1 protein-coding gene is annotated in these 237 nt (G+C 68.4%); it reads right to left on the reverse strand.

Annotated elements, in window-relative coordinates:
- A partial coding sequence (locus tag CVH10_RS24345; RefSeq protein WP_369336028.1) for an isocitrate/isopropylmalate family dehydrogenase occupies positions 1-237 on the reverse strand: 237 nt, incomplete at both ends.

Genomic DNA, 237 nt, shown 5'->3' on the forward strand with positions numbered 1-237 from the left:
GGGTGCGATGCCCAGGCTGCCCGCCAGCGCGGCGGCCAGGGCGCTCAGGATGTCGGCGTGCAGATTGGTGGCAACGAGGGTGTCGAGCGTGGCGGGCCGGTTGACCATGCGCGCGGTGGCGGCGTCGACCAGTTCCTTGTCCCAGGTGACGTCCGGGAACTCCTTGCTGATCTGCACCGCGATCTCGTCCCACATCACCATCGCGTGGCGCTGCGCGTTGCTCTTGGTGACGACAGT

Origin of the sequence: Halomonas sp. ND22Bw (assembly GCF_003011945.1) — a bacterium.
GTDB lineage: Bacteria > Pseudomonadota > Gammaproteobacteria > Pseudomonadales > Halomonadaceae > Halomonas > Halomonas halophila.